Annotated in this window: 12 protein-coding genes; 8 read left to right on the top strand and 4 right to left on the bottom strand. The window is 69.6% G+C overall.

Going from position 1 to position 14339, the window contains the following annotated elements; translation table 11 throughout:
* Both ABD747_RS02210 and ABD747_RS02205 read left to right on the top strand, forming a co-directional pair.
* The gene (locus ABD747_RS02210) at positions 1-2247 is read left to right on the top strand and encodes an MMPL family transporter (protein WP_344801448.1); all 2247 of its coding nucleotides are present in this window, start codon (positions 1-3) and stop codon (positions 2245-2247) included.
* A gap of 106 nt (positions 2248-2353) precedes the next feature.
* On the top strand, positions 2354-3034 hold the full coding sequence (locus ABD747_RS02205) for an LmeA family phospholipid-binding protein (RefSeq protein ID WP_344801447.1): 681 nt from the start codon (positions 2354-2356) through the stop codon (positions 3032-3034).
* A 68-nt stretch (positions 3035-3102) separates the two neighbouring features.
* On the opposite strand, the gene ABD747_RS02200 is transcribed toward ABD747_RS02205, so the two are convergent.
* From ABD747_RS02200 to ABD747_RS02185, 4 genes are read right to left on the bottom strand one after another with little or no spacing between them, the layout of a single operon-like run.
* Positions 3103-3570: a hypothetical protein gene (locus ABD747_RS02200; protein WP_344801446.1), complete on the bottom strand. Its 468-nt coding sequence runs from the start codon at positions 3568-3570 to the stop codon at positions 3103-3105.
* A 10-nt stretch (positions 3571-3580) separates the two neighbouring features.
* A complete protein-coding gene (locus ABD747_RS02195; protein WP_344801445.1) occupies positions 3581-4957 on the bottom strand; it encodes a DUF2254 domain-containing protein in 1377 nt (458 codons plus the stop codon).
* Positions 4958-5009: 52 nt separating this feature from the next.
* Entirely contained in the window at positions 5010-6176 is a 1167-nt protein-coding gene (locus tag ABD747_RS02190) for a permease (RefSeq protein WP_344801444.1), read from the bottom strand.
* A gap of 58 nt (positions 6177-6234) precedes the next feature.
* On the bottom strand, positions 6235-6696 hold the full coding sequence (locus tag ABD747_RS02185; RefSeq protein WP_344801443.1) for a MarR family winged helix-turn-helix transcriptional regulator: 462 nt from the start codon (positions 6694-6696) through the stop codon (positions 6235-6237).
* Positions 6697-6795: 99 nt separating this feature from the next.
* On the opposite strand from ABD747_RS02185, the gene ABD747_RS02180 reads away from it, so the two are divergent.
* The 6 genes from ABD747_RS02180 to ABD747_RS02155 all read left to right on the top strand — a co-directional run.
* A complete protein-coding gene (locus ABD747_RS02180; protein ID WP_344801442.1) occupies positions 6796-7800 on the top strand; it encodes an SDR family oxidoreductase in 1005 nt (334 codons plus the stop codon).
* Positions 7797-8162 carry a hypothetical protein gene (locus ABD747_RS02175; protein ID WP_344801441.1) on the top strand — a complete coding sequence of 122 codons (366 nt, stop codon included), beginning with the start codon at positions 7797-7799 and terminating at the stop codon, positions 8160-8162. Before ABD747_RS02180 ends, ABD747_RS02175 begins: the two co-directional genes overlap by 4 nt.
* On the top strand, positions 8159-9931 hold the full coding sequence (locus ABD747_RS02170) for a glycoside hydrolase family 15 protein (RefSeq protein WP_344801440.1): 1773 nt from the start codon (positions 8159-8161) through the stop codon (positions 9929-9931). Before ABD747_RS02175 ends, ABD747_RS02170 begins: the two co-directional genes overlap by 4 nt.
* Positions 9932-10055: 124 nt before the next feature.
* Complete coding sequence (locus tag ABD747_RS02165) at positions 10056-10523, top strand: hypothetical protein (RefSeq protein ID WP_344801439.1); 468 nt, start codon at positions 10056-10058, stop codon at positions 10521-10523.
* Positions 10520-13540, top strand: coding sequence for an FAD-binding and (Fe-S)-binding domain-containing protein (locus tag ABD747_RS02160; protein ID WP_344801438.1), 3021 nt, complete (start codon positions 10520-10522; stop codon positions 13538-13540). The genes ABD747_RS02165 and ABD747_RS02160 overlap by 4 nt, the downstream gene beginning before the upstream one ends.
* 2 nt (positions 13541-13542) lie before the next feature.
* The coding region (locus ABD747_RS02155) for a thiamine pyrophosphate-binding protein (protein ID WP_344801437.1) at positions 13543-14339 on the top strand (797 nt) is incomplete at its 3' end.

Genomic DNA, 14339 nt, shown 5'->3' with positions numbered 1-14339 from the left:
GTGAACGCTTCCTCGGTGGTCGGCCGGGTCTCGCGGATCTGGACTGTGCTCGGCGGGGTCTACCGCGCGGCGGTGACGATGGGCCGGTGGGTCGTCGTGGCGGGCTGGGTCGCGGCGGCAACCGTGGTCACGCTGGCCGTCCCGTCTAACGCCGGTTCGGGCAGCGACTTCGGTGATCTGTTGCCGTCCGATGCCCCGGTGTTGCAGGTCGAGGAGCACATCCTCGACACCTTCCGGGTGCCGGTGCTGTCCGGGACAACGGTGGTGCTGCATCAGCCGGGCGGGCTGAGCCTGCTGACCAGGGCCGACGCAACCCTGTGGGCGTTGGCCACAACGCAGGACGCGTTGAAGGCCGACCGACCGATCCCTCCGGATCGGCTGATCGCGGCCATCCCGGTGCCGACCAGCCGCCACGATCTTGCCGTCACCTACCTCTACGTGTCGCCCGGCACCGGGCTGTGGGGAACGGTGCTGCTGGCCAACCAGTACGCGGCACACTTCAACAACCAGCCGTCCGCGAGCGCCTACGTGACCGGGTTCGTGCCCGCCCAGATTGCCCAAGGTGGCTATCTGGACGCCCGGCTGCATCTGTTCGAGATCGCCAGCGTGATCTTGATCATCGTTGTCGTGGCGCTGGCGTTCCGGTCGCTGCTGGCGCCGCTCGCGGTCGTGGGGATCGCCGCGATCGGGTACCTGGTCTACTTCCCGTTGTTGACCACCCTGGCCGGCGCGTTGGGGTTCGAGGTGCCGTCCCAGTTGGAGCCGGTGCTGGTCGCCCTGCTGCTCGGAGTGGTCACCGACTACTGCGTTCTGTTCTTTTCCGCCTTCCGGGACGAACTCGTGCACGGTCACACCAAGATCGAATCGGCACAGCACGCCCTGGCCCGGGATTCAAAGGTCGTCGCCGTCGCCGGCCTGACCGTGGCGGGTGGGACGATCGCGCTGCTCGCCGCCCCGTTCGGGATCTTCCGTGGCCTCGGGCCGGCACTCGCGTTGACCGTGCTGGTCGGCCTGGCCATCTGCCTGACACTCACGCCGGCCGTGATGACGATCCTGGGCTGGCGGCTGTTCACCGTGCTCCCGGTGCGCGGATCGCCGGCGCCCGGAGGGCTCGCCGTGGAGGGCCGCCGGTCGCGGTCGGGCCGGGCGATCCGGTTGCTGACCCGGCGTCGCCCGGCCGCGGTCGCCGCCGTCGGCGTCGTGCTGCTCCTCGGCCTGGCCGCCTGGCCGCTGACGCATGCACGTCTCGACCTGTCCTTCACCGCCGCACTGCCGCGAGACGACGCGGTGGCCGAAGGAGCGGACCTGCTCAGCCTGTCCGGTCTGCGCGGGATCTCCGCCCCGACCGAGATCCTGGTCGAACAACCCGGCATCGCCGCCCATCGAGCAGCGCTGGCTCGGCTTCAGACTGACATCAGCCGCCAGCCCGGCATCACCAAGGTGTTCGGTCCGGCCGACCTGCCCACCACCAAGGCCGAAGGCCTGGTGCTGGCCCAAAGCGGGGACGCCGCCCGTTACATCATCGTCTACGGCACCGACCCGTTGGGCGCGACCGCTATCAGCCAGGCGCGGCAGCTCCAAGCTCACGCCACCGCTCTTGTCGCGGAGGCCGGGCTTCCCGACGCCCGCGTTTCGCTGACCGGTCAGACCTTGATCGCATCCGAGGTGGTTGAGCTGACCCGTCGTAGCCTTCAGGTGACCGTGCTGGTCGCCCTGCTGATCGAGCTGGTGATCTTGATCCTCTATCTGCGGGCGGTGCTGGCTCCGCTAGCGTTGCTGGCCTGTAGCGCGCTGAGCGTCGCCGCCGCCCTCGGCCTGACCGCGTTCGTGTTCCAGGACCTGCTGGGTCAGGAAGGTCTCACCTTCTACGCACCGTTCGCGGCCGCCGTCTTGCTGATCGCGCTCGGCGCGGACTACACCGTGTTCTCGGTCGGATCGATCTGGGGGGAAGCACGCCGCCGCCCGATGCGGGAGGCGTTGATGATCGCAGTGCCGCGCAGCTCGCGAGCGATCACCACCGCCGGAGTGATCCTGGCCGCGACGTTCGCCATGGTCGCCATCATCCCGCTCGCCACCTTTCGTCAGATAGCCTTCGCCATGACCGCCGGCCTGCTGATCGACACCCTCGTCGTCCGACCGTTGCTCACACCGGCAGTGCTCACCCTGCTCGGCCGGTCGGCCGGCTGGCCGAGCCGACGCGTTCCCTATCGCGGCGATCCTCCGACTACGGTGGGCGCCGATGACTGATCAGACGAGTCAAACGAGTCGGACAAATCCGCCTCGATCCAGGACTGGCCGGCGGCCACGGACAGCAGCCGCGCGCTGGCGCACCGGCTGGCAGGCTGCGGCGCTCGTGGCGGGTGTGCTGCTGCTGCTGTGGGGAGCGGACAGTCTCGCCCGGGTCGGGGCGGAGTCCCTTCTCGAACGCAACATCCAGAGTGCCGCCGGCGCAGCTGAACGTCCGGAGGTGACGGTGCGGGGCCGGTTCTTCCTGCCGCAAGTCATCCGCGGGTCCTACGACGAGGTCGACGTGACGACCCGCGGTATCACCAGCGGCCCGTTGCGTGTCGACCGCCTCGACTCCCAGCTGCTCGACGTGCGGGTCCCGTTCCACGACGTCCTCGTGCAGGACGTCCGGCGGATCGGCGTCGGCCAGTCGACGGAAGATGTGGCGATCACCTATCCGGACCTGAACGCCTACTTCGACGCCACCGGGCGGCCGCTGGAGGTTGCCCCGGCCGACGACGGGCTGGTCACGATCACCGGGAAGGTCGACGTGTTGGGCCGCAGCCTCCAAGCCAGCGCGGATGTGGAACTGACCGCCGAGGACGGCTCCCTACGGTTGACTCCGCGCCACATGGACACCGCTTCGGGTGACCTGGACCGCGCCAGCCGGCTGCTGCTGCGACAGCGTCTCAGCCTGACCGTCCCGCTGGGGAGCCTGCCGTTCGGTCACGACCTGACCAGGGTCACCCCGACCCCCGACGGTATCCAGGCGACAGCTGTCGGCTCGGCGGTCATCGTCGAACCCTGAGCGGGCTCCCGGACCGGTGGTCGAGCCCGCTGGATGGCAGACTGATTGCGTGAGGGGTTGAGAGCTGATCACGGCTGCTCCGGTCCGGAATGTGTGTGGCCGTCGGCTTCCTCGCGACCCACGGCCAGTTCGATCGACTGCACCAAGACGTAGACGACGCCGGCGGCGAACGGGGCCAGCAGCCATGCCCAGCCGTTGTGCAGGAGCGTGCCGGTGCCGATCGCCACGCCGACCGCGGCGCCGACCGCAAGGAAGTCGGTGGCAGTCCCGATCAGCGTTGCGCGCTCACCGGTGCCGTCGGTGGTCCTGCCGCCGGTTCGGAGAACGACCACGATGTTGAGGACGGTGAAGGCGGCGACCCCGGCCAGGGCGAACAGGAACAAGTCGATCAAGCGTGGTTTCGGCTCGAGCTGGGAGAGGACCCCGAAGGTGACGGTGACGGTGATGGAGAAGCCGAACGCCTGGGCATTGCCGCGAACCGATGCGTGCAGCCCTTGCTGAAGCTTCCGGCGCCAGGATGTCTCGGCGGGGGACATACCTGCGACGTTATCGGTGCCTGTCTGCCTCGGGTAACGGCCAGCGGCCCTCCAGGGCGGCTTCGACGTCGCGGCCGAGCTGGTCGTACCGCTCGCGTTGTCCCGGGCTGCTGTCCGCGTCGGCCATGGTGGTGCGGAGTCGCTCGAGCTCACGCCGCACTGCGTCGTGGTGGTCGCGCCGCCCGGTCGACCAGCCGACGTCACGCAGGAGACGGTAGAGGCGCTCGACCACTTGGGGTTCGCCCGCTCCGTATCGGCGAGGCTGGTCGACCGCCAGCTCGAGCAGGTCGGCAAGGTCGGGTCGGCGTCTGATCAGCCGCACCGTCCCGGCGTCGTCTCGCAGCCGTTCGTCACCGAGCGGCAGACCGGTCAGCGTGCACAACAGGGCCGAGCTGTGTCCCAGCGCATGGGTGGCCGTGGTCGGGTCGTTCACGCCGGGGGAGAGCGCCTTGGTCGCCACATCGGTGAGCTGGCGAAGTCCGTAGCTGATGTCGTCCAGGGACGTTCGTTCGAAACCGATACCCACCGCGCTCGCAAACGCGGCCAGTAGGCTGTCCCGGTCGGCTGGGGCGAGCGTCGCACCCGCCGGTGACCAGGCGAATCCGATCGGCGTTCCGGCAACGACGGATGCCCCGGCCGGCCGGTCGACGAGCACGATCAGATTCAGTTCGGCCGCCACCCGGATGAGTGATTCGACCCGGAGGCTGGTGAGGAAGCCCGACCGTGCCGCGCACAGCAGGAGAGCTTCCGCTGTCGGTTCCACGCGGCCGTTTGGATCGGCGTCCGAGCCTTCGAGGGTCCGCCGGACGGTTTCGCTGGCCTCCGCGTGCACGTTTCGCAGCATCGTCTCGACCCGGATCTCCTCGGCGAGGTGGGCGAGGAAGAGCACCAGCCCGATCACGCTGGCAATGGTGAGGAGATATGTGACCGTCACCGCGATCCGCGGAACGAACTCGGGCTGCTGGTCGTCGCCGGCCCGCACCGTTCGCAGCACGGTCAGGGCGAAGACGAACGTTCCCAGGAAGAGGGCGAGGGTGAGCTGAACGAACCGGTCGCGGGTGAACGTTCGCAGCAGGCGCGGGGAGAACTGGCTGCTGGCCAGCTGCAATGTGACCACGGTGAGAGAGAAGGTGAGCGAGGTGACGGTGATCAGGGCGGTGGCTAACGAGCTGAGGATCGAGCGGGCCGCATCGGCGTCGCCGCCGAAGATCCAGGTGGTGAAGGAGCCCGGCAGCCGCTGGTCGACGACGGCGTCGAGCTGGGTCAGCCCGGCCGCACCGGCCAGGGCGAGCGCGATCCCGAAGGTCGGGATCGGCCACAGCTGGGTGCGGGTCGTGTCGGCGAACGCCGCCCCGACACGGCGAAGGATGCGGACGGCGTGAGACAACAACGTTCCTTCCTGTTCGGCGAGCTGGACCGATCGACGACTCGCTCGCCACCTAGTCCGCGCGCTGCCGCGGCTGGCCGGCCTCGCCGCCCATCATCGTCAGCATCCGGCGTCCGCCGGTCCGGAGGAAGCGGATCACCAGCAGGGCGGCGATCGCGCCGAAGATGATGTTCAAGATGGTGGTGTAGTTCCAGGAGATGGCGGCGTCGCCGGTGTTGGCGTGTCGTTCGCCGGTGGGGACCAGTCCGAGCGTTCCGAAGGCCAGGTCGACAGCGTATCCGGCAAGGACCGCGGCGAGGTAGAAGATGCCGAGCAGCTTCAGCATCATGGCTTTGCCGTAGTACTTCCGGTAGATCGACAGGATCGGGATGATCAGCAGGTCGGCGAACAGGAACGAGATCACGCCGCCGAAACTGATCCCGCCGTTCCACAGCACCGCGGCCAGTGGCACGTTGCCGATCGAGCAGACGAAGGTGAGCATGGCCACCACGGGCCCGATCAGCGGGTCGACGATCTTGGCCAGCGTCGGGTGGTCGGAGATGAAGATCGACTGCCAGAAGGAGTCGGGGATCCACGCCGACGCTGCGCCGGCGATCAGCAGGCCGATCGCAAGGTCGCGCAGGATGGCCGCCCACTCCATGACGAAGATGTGTGAGACCGCGGTCCGGCCGTCCGAGCTCAGCAGACGCCGGGCGAAGCCGCTCTCGCCCGATACCGACATGTCCATCGCGGCGTGCCCCTCCATGGAGCCCGACAGTCCGCGGGCGGCCTGGTCCCGGGCCGTCGACACGGCCCGGGCCGAGACCAGGCGTCGGAAACCGACGGCGACCAGGACGATCATCACTGCTCCGCCGGCGTACTCGGCGAGGGTGAACTGCCAGCCGATCAGCAGCGCGAGGATGATGCCGAGCTCGAGGACGAGATTGGTCGAGGCGAGTTGGAAGATTATCGCCGACGTGAAGTTCGCCCCCTTGCCGACCAGCGTCCGGGCCAGTGCCACGGCGGCGTATGAACAGCTCGACGATGCCGCGCCGAGCCCGGCTGCGGCCGCCAGCGTCTTCGGCGAGTCGTCGGGCAGGACGTCGGCGATCTTCTCCTTCGACACCAGCGCCTGGATGGCCGCAGCCAGGGTGAATCCCAGGATCAGTGACCAGCCGATCTGCCAGGCCATGTGCCCGGTCGCCGAGAGCGCGTCGAGCAGGTGGTCGATCAGCGACATGGGGTCCTCTCTTTGAGCGCTGTGGGGTGTGCCGCTTGATCTGGCGGCTCGTGATGCGTCATGGCAGCAGCAGGTCTCGTTCGTCCGGTTCGCCGGCGGTGTCGGCGAACTCGTTCAGTCCGGCGATCAGAGCGGCGCGGCCGGCCGTGGGCATCCGGAGCAGGATGGCGGCGAAGGCTCGTCGGCGATGATCCATCACCGACGCCAGTAGGCGCGATCCGGCCGGGGTGAGGCTGAGCACCAGATTGCGCCGATCATCGCTCGACTGGCGTCGGTCGAGCCAGCCGGCCTGGACTAGACGGTCGCAGAGCCTGCTGGCGTTGGACAGGTGGATGGACAGCGAATGGGCCACGGCGCTCGCGTTCACCTCGGCCCGGGTGGCAACCAGCACCAAAGCGCGTAGCTGCGGCATGGTGACCGCATCGTCGGTCTGGGCGACCGAGCCGGCGATGATGGCCGAGATCACCCGCGCGGCCCGCATGACGGCGTCGACGTCGGCCGCGACAGAACTGTCAACCACAACCCCACAATCCCATAACCATTGCTTATAAGCAACTATTGCGTATACGCTAGCTTTGAATTTACGTTGCACGCGGGCGGCACCGGGAGGGTGAGGCGGATGAGTCGAGTGGTCGCGATCACGGGGGCGAGCGGGGGAATCGGGCGAGCCGCGGCTCGCGAGTTTGCGCGTCGTGGTGATCGGCTGGCCCTGCTGGCGCGGGGGGAGGCCGGGCTGGCCGGCGCTGCCGCGGAGGTCCGCGAATTGGGCGCCGAGGTGCTCACGATCCCGATCGACATGGCCGACCCGGATCGGGTCGAGGCGGCGGTAGCGCGAATCGAGGAGGAGCTGGGGCCGATCGCGGTCTGGGTCAACGTGGCGTTCACCTCGGTGTTCGCCAGGTTCGACGACATCACCCCGGCGGAGTACCGGCGGGCGACCGAGGTCAGCTATCTCGGCTATGTGTACGCCACGATGTCGGTGCTGAAGCGGATGCGCGCGCGCGACGCGGGGACGATCGTGCAGGTTGGTTCGGCGCTGGCGTATCGGGGGATCCCGTTGCAGACGGCGTACTGCGGCGCCAAGCACGCGATCCAGGGGTTCCACGAGTCGCTGCGCTGTGAGCTGTTGCATGAGAGGAGTCCGATCCGGGTGACGATGGTGCAGATGCCGGCGCTGAACACGCCGCAGTTCTCCTGGGTGCTGTCGCGGCTTCCGCAGCATCCGCAGCCGGTGCCGCCGATCTACCAGCCGGAGGTGGCGGCGCGGGCCATCCTTTACGCCGCGGACCACCCCCGGCGACGCGAGTACTGGGTCGGCGCCAGCACCGTCGCCACACTGGCCGCGAACGCCCTGGTCCCCGGTGTGCTGGACCGCTATCTGGGTCGGACCGGGTTCGCGTCCCAGCAGACCGGCGATCTCAGGATCGACGGCGACCCGGTGAACCTGTGGGAGCCGGCGGACGGCCCAGGCGGCCGTGACTTCGGCGCCCGGGGCGTGTTCGACGACCGGGCCCATGCCCACAGTCCGCAGCAGTGGCTGGCGCAGCACTATCCGCAGCTCGCCGCCGCCGGTGCGTTGCTGGCCGGCGGCCTGGCCGTCCTCGGACTGGCGCGCAGGCGATGACCACCCAGGGCCGGCTGGTCAGAGTCGCCGGAGTTCTCGGCGCCGTCTGGGGCGCCGTGCTGCTGGCCCGCGGCGACCGGCTGTGGGCGGTCGTCGAGGGCCGGCAGCCGTCGCGTGGCGAGTCACGCACCGTGCGCTTACTCGGCACTCGCCACCTGCTCCAGGGCCTCGCCGAGGGCATCGCACCGGGCCGGTTTCGTCGGTTCTGGTCCTCCGTCGACCTGACACACGCCGCCAGCATGGTGGCGCTCGCGGTCCTCGATCCCGGTCGCCGCCGACCCGTACTCGTCTCGGCCGGCGTCGCCCTGGTCGGCGCCGCCGCGACACGGCAGGCCCGACGACTCGAGGCCAGGAACTCGTGAATCCTCCGGCGACCGCTCCCGACCCGACGGGCCTGGCGGAGGCCTATCCGCCTCACGCGTTGCGGGACTACGCCGTCCTCGCTGACGGGTACCGCGGCGCGCTGCTCGGGCCGCGCGGGGACGTCGCGTGGCTGTGCGTCCCCCGCTGGGATTCCGCGGCGGTGTTCTCGGCGTTGATCGGGGGCCCCGGAACGTACGGGGTCACCCCCGCCGACCGCTTCGTCTGGGGTGGCTTCTACGAACCGGGCACGATGATCTGGCGGAGCCGCTGGATGACCGACGCCGGCGCGATCGAGTGCCGGGAGGCGCTGGCCTATCCCGGCGAGCCGGGACGTGCCGTGCTGCTGCGGCGGATTGTCGCCGGTGATCAGCCGGCCGTGGTCGACGTGACGCTAAATCTGGCTCCCGACTTCGGACGTACCGGCAAGGTGACGATCGAGCGGGACGACACCGGACGCTGGTCATTGCGCGCGGGCGTCATCCGGGCCCGCTGGTCTGGCGCCGCGGAAGCGCAGCACCGGCACGGTTGCCTCCGGCTCCGGCTCGAGGTCCCCGCCGACGGCCACCACGATCTCGTCCTGGAGATCGCCGAATCCGAGCTGGGCGAACCGGTCGACCCCGACCGGGCCTGGCACGCCACCGGGGCCGCGTGGTCGGCCGCGGTGCCCGACTTCGCCGCCACAGCGGCGCCCACCGAGAGCCGGCAGTCGTACGCGGTAATGCGTGGTCTGACCGCACCGGGCGGTGGCACGGTCGCCGCCGCCACCCTGGGCCTGCCCGAGCGGGCCCAGGCCGGGCGGAACTACGACTACCGGTACGTGTGGCTCCGCGACCAGGCCTATGTCGGGATCGCCGCCGGGGTGCGGCAGCCGCTTCCGCTGCTGGACGAGGCGGTCGCCCACACGACCGCGCGGGTGCTCGAGCACGGCGACCGACTGGCGCCGGCGTACCGTCTGGACGGCCGACTTCCGCCCAGGGAGGCCACGCTGGACCTGCCGGGCTATCCAGGCGGTCGAGACGTCGTCGGCAACTGGGTCCGCGGCCAGTTCCAGCTCGACTCTCTCGGCGAGATCCTCCAGCTGTGCGCGACCAGCGGCCGCCATGATCATCTCAGCACCGACGACCGTGCGGCGGCGAAGCAGGTGATCGATCTCATCGAGCAGCGTTGGCCGCAGCCGGACGCTGGGGTGTGGGAGGTGGAGCAGGCTTGGTGGACGCATTCCCGACTCGCGTGCGTGGCCGGGCTCCGCGCGGTCGCCGGCAGTCTCGATCACGACCAGGCGGCCCGGGCCGCGACCCTGGCCGACCAGATCATGGCCGAGACCTCGCGGCGTTGCCTCGGCGCCGACGGAGCGTGGCGGCAGCGACCCGACCGGCCCGGGGTCGATGCAGCCCTGCTGCTGCCACCGGTGCGGGGCGCTCTGCCGGCCACCGATCCGCGGAGCCTTGCCACTCTCGACAAGGTGGGCCGCGACCTGGTCCGCGACGGCTACGTCTACCGCTATGCGGTCGACCAGCGCCCGCTCGGCGATGCCGAGGGCGCGTTTTCGATGTGCGGGTTCGCCCTCAGCATCGCCCAACTGGCCGCCGGTCGTCGGGTCGACGCGTACCGGTCGTTCGATCGGCAGCTGACGGCCGCGGGCACACCCGGCCTGTTCTCCGAAGAATTCGACATCCGGCAACGCCAGCTCCGCGGCAACCTGCCTCAGGTCTTCGTCCACGCCCTGATGCTCGAAGCCAGCCAACGGCTGGCCCAGGGCCCGCCATGAGGGTCGACGCGCCGGGAAGCCGAAGCGGTGTCCCCTGGTCGTAGCTGGGTAGTCGGACATGGAGAAGCGAAAGGAATCGTTGAGGTGGGAACAGCAGCGTCCCAATGGGCAGGGAGACGGGTCGATGAGTGACCGTTCCCCGGAAGCAGCGCAGCAGGTCGTGGTCGGCGCCCTGCAACAGGCCGTGATCAACCAGGTCCACGAGGAGTACGGCGGCCGGGACGTCGAGATCGTCGGCCCGGCGCTGCGGGAGGCGTTCGCCGCTGCCGGACTGGCCTGCCCGCCCGGTCCGTGGATGCAGGCCGTCGCGGTAGAGATCGCCGGCGGCCGACTGTACGTGGTCGGCAACGGGGTGGTGCCCGACGACCCGTTCAGCAACTCCGCCGCCGGCCTGAGGCCGTCGGAGGACGCGACCGGATCCGACCATCCCGCCGGAAACCCGCATGCGCTGTGGTTCGGCAGCGACCCGAAGATCGTCCACAAGAACCCGGCCGACGCGGTCGAGCACGCCGACATGCAAACCGACGCGGTCGAGCAACTGAGGCACTCGCTGCCCGAACAGCCGCCGCGCCATGAGGACGGTGACCGGTGACATCCACCGACGCGCAAGTCGTCCAGCTCTCACCGTCGTGGTCCCAGGCGTTGCGGGCGGCCGTCGACGGCGAGGTTCGGTTCGACGACGGCAGCCGGGCTGTCTATGCGGTGGATTCCTCCAACTATCGGCAGCCGCCGCTGGCTGTTGTTGCCCCCAGCAGTGTCGACGATGCGGTCGCAGCGGTCGCGGTGTGTGCCCGGTACGGGGTTCCGGTGGTGTCGCGTGGCGGCGGGACCAGCCTGGCCGGGCAGACCACCAACGCGGCGGTGGTGATCGACTGGACCAAGTACTGTCACCGGCTGGTGTCGGTCGACGTCGAGGCCCGGACGTGTGTGGTCGAGCCGGGGATCGCGTTGGACGATCTGAACCGGCAGCTGGCCGACCACGACCTGATGTACGGACCGAAACCGGCCACTCACCGCACCTGCACGATCGGCGGCATGATCGGCAACAACTCCTGCGGCTCGACCGCCCAGGCCTACGGCAAGACCGTCGACAATCTCGTCAGGCTCGAGATCCTCACCTATGACGGGCTGCGGATGTGGGTCGGCCCGACCAGCGACCAGGAGTACGCCGAGATCGTCGCCGCGGGCGGCCGGCGGGCCGAGATCTACGCGACGTTGCGCGAGCTCCGCGACCGGCATCTCGCCCTGATCCGGACCCGCTACCCGACAATTCCGCGGAGGGTTTCGGGCTACAACCTCGACTCGCTGCTGCCCGAGAATCACTTCGACCTGGCCTGCGCCCTGGTCGGCTCCGAAGGCACCTTGGTGACGGTCCTGCAGGCCGAACTGACCCTGGTCGAGGTGCCGAAGGCCAAGTCCATGGTGGTGCTCGGCTACCACGACATCGCCGCCGCCGGCGACGCCGTGCCCGCGATTTTGCCGCACGAACCGTGGCAGCTCGAAGGCCTGGACCAGGTCCTGGTCCAACTCGAGAAGCAGGCCGGGCTGGCGCACGGAGCGACCAAGGAACTGCCGCGGGGCGGTGGTTGGCTGATGATCCAGTTCGCCGGCGCCGACACCGACGAGGCCGATGCCAAGGCCCAGGGCTTGATCGAGGCGCTGGAGGGCACCGAGCACGAGCCGCAGGTCAAGTTCTACGACGACCCGGCCAAGGAGGACGAGCTGGTCGAGGTCCGCGAGGCCGGGCTCGGCGCCACCGCCCACCCGATCGGTCAACACGACAACTGGCCCGGCTGGGAGGACTCCGCCGTGCCGCCGGAACGGCTCGGCGACTACCTGCGTGACCTGCGTGAGCTGCTCACCGAGTTCGGCTACGCCGAGGACGAAACCTCGCTCTACGGCCACTTCGGGCAGGGCTGCATCCACTGCCGGATCCCGTTCGAGCTCCGTACCGCAGACGGGATCGCGCACTTCCGCGCCTACATTGAACGCGCCGCCGACCTGGTCGTCTCCTACGGCGGTTCACTGTCCGGCGAACACGGTGACGGCCGGGCCCGCGGTGAGCTGCTGCCGAAGATGTTCGGTGCCGATGTGGTCGCCCTGTTTGGCACCGTGAAGACACTGTTCGACCCGGACGACCGGATGAACCCGGGCAAGGTCGTCGCCCCGCAGCCGCTCGACGGCCAACTGAGGCTCGGCCCGGCGTACAGCCACGCCGAACCGTCAACCTACTTCTCCTATCCGGAGGACAAGGGCCGGTTCTCCACGGCCGTGCTGCGCTGCGTCGGCATCGGCACCTGCCGCAACTCGGTCAGCGACGAGCAGGTGATGTGTCCCTCCTACATGGTGACCCGGGAGGAGGAGCACTCGACGCGCGGCCGCGCCCGGCTGCTGTTCGAGATGCTCCGCGGTGACGTGATCACCGACGGCTGGCGCTCCACCGAGGTCCGCGACGCCCTCGACCTGTGCCTGGCCTGCAAAGGCTGCAAGACCGACTGCCCGGTCAACGTCGACATGGCCACCTACAAGGCCGAATTCCTCGCCCACCACTACCGGGGCCGGCTGCGGCCCAGGGCTCACTACTCGATGGGCTGGCTGCCCGCCCTGACCCGACCGGCCAGCCTGCTCGCCCCACTGGTCAACCTCATCACCGGGATCGGGCCGGTGGCAACAGGGCTGAAACGGTTGGGTGGCATCGCACCGGAGCGCGACCTTCCGGTCTTCGCCGGCCAGACCTTCGCCAGTTGGTGGCGATCCCACCGACCGCCGCCGGTCCAGGCGACACGAGGTCCGGTGCTGCTGTGGCCGGACACGTTCACCAACCACTTCCACCCCGGCATCGCCCAGGCCGCGGTGCGCGTGTTGACCCATGCCGGTTTCGAGGTCCGGGTGCCGACCCGGCCGGTGTGCTGCGGCCTGACCTGGGTCTCCACCGGACAGCTCGGCATCGCCCGCCGGGTCCTGGGGCGCACGCTCCGGGTGCTGCGCGACGAGATCCGCGCCGGAACCCCGGTCGTCGGACTGGAGCCATCCTGTACCGCCATGTTCCGGGCCGACGGACCGGAGCTGCTCGGCGGCGACGAGGACATGCGCCGCCTGTCCAAACAGACCGTCACGTTGGCCGAACTGCTCCGGCAGCGGGCGCCGGACTGGCAACCGCCGCAGCTGAACGTCAACGCGCTGGTCCAGACTCACTGCCATCAGCACGCCATTATGGGCAATGGGCCCGACGCGGAGCTGTTGGCGGCGGCCGGGGTGCACGGCACCGACCTGAAGGCGGGATGCTGCGGACTGGCCGGGAATTTCGGGTTCGAACAGGGCCACTACGAGGTGTCTCGCGCGGCCGGGGAGCGGGTCCTGCTGCCGAGGTTGCGGGCCGCCGATCAGCGCAGCGTGATCCTGGCCGATGGATTCAGCTGCCGTACCCAGATCGAGCAGGGCGATACCACTCGCCGGGCCGTCCACCTCGCCGAGCTGCTGGCCGCCGGCCTGGACCGGACCGAGATCGGCCGCTACCCCGAACACGCCATCAGCCGCCGGCCGCGCCGACCGTTCGGGACGAGGCGCGGCACGTCAACCACCACCACGAAGGGAACACCACCATCATGAGCATGACTGTCGCCGACTATGTCCTGCAGCGTCTGCGGGACTGGGGTGTCGAGCAGGTCTTCGGCTATGCCGGGGACGGCATCAACGGGCTGCTAGCCGCGTGGGAGAAGGCGGAGAACAAGCCGAGGTTCGTCCAGGCCCGGCACGAGGAGATGGCCGCCTTCGAGGCCGGCGGCTACGCCAAGTTCAGCGGAAAAGTGGCGGTCTGCACCGCGACCAGCGGCCCGGGTGCGATCCACCTGCTGAACGGGTTGTACGACGCCAAGCTCGATCATGTCGGTGTGGTCGCCATCGTCGGCCAGACGGCCCGCTCGGCGATGGGCGGTTCCTACCAGCAAGAAGTCGACCTGGTCAGCCTGTACAAGGACGTCGCCGGCCAGTACTGCGAGATGGTGACCGTCCCCGAACAGCTGCCGAACGTGCTGGACCGGGCGATCCGGATCGCCGGCAGCCAGCGGACGGTGACCGCGGTGATCATCCCGTCGGACGTGCAGGAGCTGGACTACACACCGCCGGCGCACGCGTTCAAGATGGTCCCGTCCAGCCTGGATGTGACCTGGGCCGTCCCGCAGCCCGCAGCCGCCGACCTGCAACGGGCCGCCGACGTGTTGAATGCCGGATCGAAGGTCGCCATGCTGGTCGGCCAGGGCGCCCGCGGCGCCGTCGCCGAGGTCAGCGAGGTCGCCGACCTCCTCGGCGCCGGTGTGGCGAAGGCCCTGCTCGGCAAGGACGTGTTGTCCGACGAGATCGGCTGGGTCACCGGGTCGATCGGCCTGCTCGGCACCCGACCGTCGTATGA

It is taken from the genome of Microlunatus ginsengisoli (assembly GCF_039537205.1).
GTDB classification, from domain to species: domain Bacteria; phylum Actinomycetota; class Actinomycetes; order Propionibacteriales; family Propionibacteriaceae; genus Microlunatus; species Microlunatus ginsengisoli.
Note: the sequence above shows the minus strand (reverse complement) of the source record. Positions and strands in the feature narration are given on the sequence as shown.